Below are 3699 nucleotides of genomic sequence, written 5' to 3'. Positions count from 1 at the left end.
TGATTTTGTGATCCACTACAAGACCATCATCAGGATGAAGCTGTTCTGCGCTCCACATTAAAGACGCTCCGCCAGCAGAGTAAACAAATCAAAACTCTGACGGGTTTTACTCTACCGGTTGTGGTGAGTGCCGAATTCTCCGGACCTGAGACTCCGTGGATAATCGTTCGTGGTGACAAGCCGATTGTATGTCCGGTAAATGATTCGCCGCAGGCTTTCATCGACTGGTTGCAGGCTAATAACAATATTACGGCGCTACCCGTGATCAGTCAGGCATTTTCATTTATCCGTAAAACCCTGACTGATGAGCTTGAGAAACCTGATCGGTTAACCCCGCCTGAACGAGCGTTTTCCGTGGCACTGCGCCTCGGTACCGTCCTTCCCGAAACCCAGTCAGTCTGGGCCGACTGGCTATATTCCCGCACCTGTTTGCAGTTTTCCCTAAAGCCTGGGCAGACAGATCCAGTAAGTTTATTTCCGGATGCGGTTCTGCCGCTGCTGGCACCTTTTGCATCAACGGTGCAGGGGGGACAGCGTACCCGTCGCCTGGTCCTGCTGATGTGGGTGTGTGCTCTGACCGCATTGGGTATTTCTGCGCTCAATAACCATGACCTGATCTGTCAGGTGAGCACCGATTTGCAGCGCTGGAATGCAATCCCGATGAACCACTATCGCCCTAAGGCAGAATCACTGGTTGCCCTGAAGCAGGATGCGCTCCTGCTTGAACGCTGGCTGCGTCAGGGAGAGCCTTTGCGTTACAGCCTGGGCTATTACCCGGGGCTACGCCTGTGGCTGGCCTTGCAACAGGCTATCGATACCTGGACTCCACCACCAATACCTAAACCAAAACCAAAACCAGCATCTAAACCAAAACCAGTACCGAAAATTGTTCGTCTCGACGGCATGTCGCTGTTTGATTCCGGCAAATCGGCACTCAAAGACGGCTCTACCAAAATACTCGTCAATGCACTGGCAGGGATCAAAGCCAGACCAGGCTGGCTCATCGTGGTCAGTGGCCACACAGACAATACCGGCAGCGTTCAGCTCAACCAGACCCTGTCTTTACAACGAGCGGAGGCCGTTCGTGACTGGATGCGTGATACCTGGGACGTACCGGAAAGTTGCATTGACGTGCAGGGTTACGGTGACAGCCGACCGGTTGCATCAAACGACACGCCTGATGGCCGTGCGCATAACCGCCGTGTCGAGATCAGTCTGGTACCGCAGGCTGACGCCTGTCGTCTGCCAGGCGCACAACATGCGTCACAGGATGTACGTGACATTTCAACTAAAGAAATGGCGAAGTAAACATGGCAATCCCAGTTTATCTGTGGCTGAAAGACGATGGCGGCGCTGACATTAAGGATGCCTCCTTCAAGAAGCATAACCACCTTGAGCAGATCGAGCCGCGCTACGAAAAAATCACCTGGACCTACAAAGACGGCAACATCATTCATTCCGATTCCTGGAACGAACGCACCACAGCATAAGACTCTGGCGGGCAGATCCTTTCTGCCCGCTTTTTTTTAATCCGCACAGAGACTGTCAGACGGCCGCTTTGCAGAGCAGTCTCACAATTTATCGGCATGAACCTTATGGGCATCGGTTGACGGCCAGGGGCGGTAGCGTGCCTGAACAAGAGGGAACGACATGGAACATCATTCAGCAGTCCTGCTACGACGACTTACCCCTTATTGCGCCAGAGTACTGGAGGGGGCGGCTTTTTTATGTCAGTCCCGTGCGCATACAGAAATCACGCCTGAGCACTGGCTGTTGAAACTGCTGGAGCAGGGGCTACAACTGACCTGGGATGATGGAGAGGGCATTGTGCTGGCGTTTGATGTACAGGCAGAAGGAGAGCCGTCATGAGCAGTTCCCTCTACAACAAGGCTACCAGCCTGGTACATCAGCTTTTAGGGCAATCACGGTACCGGGTTGAAGTGCATGAATGCGACCATTTCCTGGATGTGTTACGTTACAACGCCGTTGAATCACTCAGCCAGCCCTGGCGCTATAACGTGGCGGTCACCTGCTCTTCTGCGGATATTGCCTGTGACTCGTTACTGCTGAAGCCCGCTTCATTCACTTTCCAGACACCCGTGTTTGACGGAACTCCGGCCCTGCCGGTCAGGACGGTATTTGGCGTGGTTGAGTCCTTTCGCCGCGTGTCCACCTCGAATGATGAGACCCATTACGCGCTGACGATCGTTCCCCGTATTGCCCTTCTGGACTATACGAAAGGGAGCGAGATCTACCTCAATCAGTCAGTCACTGAAGTGGTTGAACAGGTATTGCGTAAACACGGTCTGGAAGGGCCTGATTTTGAGTTCCGGCTCTCCCGCGAATACCCCTCCCGGGAGCTCATCACCCAGTGGCGGGAAACCGACCTTGAATTTATCCAGCGTCTGCTGGCAGAAGTGGGCATTTACTGGCGCTATGAAATGGACAGCAGTCTTGAACAGGACGTGGTGATTTTCCAGGACAGCCAGCAGCAGTATGAATTTGGTGTCACGCTACCGTTACGCAACCAGGCCGGGATGAGTGACAGCGGGCAGGAGAGCATCTGGGATATTCAGACCGCATATAACGTGGTGAGCGGAAGTGTGGCCACCCGGGACTACAACTACCGTGAAGCGCTACAACCTCAGGACAGTGTCGAGAGCATTTTCAGCAAAGAAGGGATCACCACCGGAGAAACGTACCATTATGCTGAACCCTTCCTGACAGCAGGTGACGCTGAAAGCCCGGAGACCGGGGCATACTTCGCCCGTCTGCGTCACGAACGCATTCTGAATGCGCAGTATCGCATCAGCGGGCATTCCTCCAGTCCTCATCTGGCTCCGGGTCAGGTACTGGAAACTGACGGAACGCTTCCCGACACCGTAAAAGAAGGCATCGTCATCACCACGGTGCGCACCAGCGGCTCACGAAAAAGTAGCTTTACTCTGACCTTTGAAGGCATCCCGTACAGCGAAACCGTCTGTTATCGTCCGGCGCTGCTCAATCGCCCGGTGATATCCGGCTCGCTTCCGGCCCGGGTGGAAAGCACACAGAAAGGCGACACCTGTTCCTGGCTCGATCCGGACGGGCGCTACCGGGTAAAACTGGACTTTGACCGCAACAGTACTGAACAGGGTTATGCCTGTTTGTGGCTGCGGCTGGCTAAACCGTATGCCGGTGATACGTACGGCTTCCACTCACCGCTTATCGACGGAACGGAAGTCGCCATCATTTTTGATAACGGGGATCCGGATCGGCCCTACATCGCCTATGCCCTGCACGACTCAGAACATCCGGACCCTGTCACCAGTGACAACCATACGCGAAACGTGTGGCGCACTCCTGCGAACAATAAGTTGCGGATGGAGGATAAGCGCCTGGAAGAGCATATCAAGCGGCAAAACGCAACTGAACATGGGACACCTGGTCAATGGCCAGCGTGAAAAGCGCGGAGCCGGTTTCGAACTGCGAACGGATGAGCATGGTGCTGTACGTGCGGCAAAAGGGCTGTTCCTGACGGCTGATGCCCAGGCCAAAGCCCAGGGACCGGTACTGGAAATGGCACCTGCGATAAGTCAGATTAACCAGGCCAACAGCCAGATGCAGGCGCTGAACAGCGCCGCTGAAGCCGCCGGAGCCCTGGTCTCTGATATCAATACCCAGATTAGTTTTGTGACCGACAAAATCAGGGACCTCCAG

The 3699-nt window shown here is 54.6% G+C and carries 1 protein-coding gene and 3 pseudogenes; all 4 read left to right on the top strand.

Annotated elements, in window-relative coordinates; translation table 11 throughout:
* Positions 1 to 21: 21 nt before the first annotated feature.
* Positions 22 to 1308: pseudogene (locus FEK46_RS23295) on the top strand (OmpA family protein); the annotation flags it as partial.
* 47 nt (positions 1309 to 1355) lie between these two features.
* A pseudogene (locus FEK46_RS23290) lies at positions 1356 to 1490 on the top strand (type VI secretion system tube protein Hcp); the annotation flags it as partial.
* A 160-nt stretch (positions 1491 to 1650) separates the two neighbouring features.
* Positions 1651 to 1869, top strand: a complete 219-nt coding sequence (locus FEK46_RS23285; RefSeq protein WP_135560347.1) for a hypothetical protein — start codon at positions 1651 to 1653, stop codon at positions 1867 to 1869.
* Positions 1866 to 3699, top strand: a pseudogene (vgrG, locus tag FEK46_RS23280) (type VI secretion system tip protein VgrG); the annotation flags it as partial. The gene FEK46_RS23285 and the pseudogene vgrG, both read left to right, overlap by 4 nt.

The sequence above is a fragment of the Escherichia sp. E4736 genome, assembly GCF_005781225.1.
In the GTDB taxonomy this organism is placed as follows: Bacteria; Pseudomonadota; Gammaproteobacteria; order Enterobacterales; family Enterobacteriaceae; genus Escherichia.
The sequence above is the reverse complement of the archived record's forward strand: the minus strand, read 5'-3'. Positions and strand labels throughout refer to the sequence as shown.

What these genes read in the sequence shown, in the direction of transcription:
- FEK46_RS23285 (WP_135560347.1), top strand. Translation starts at nt 1,651, where the DNA reads ATGGAACATCATTCAGCAGTCCTGCTACGACGACTTACCCCTTATTGC.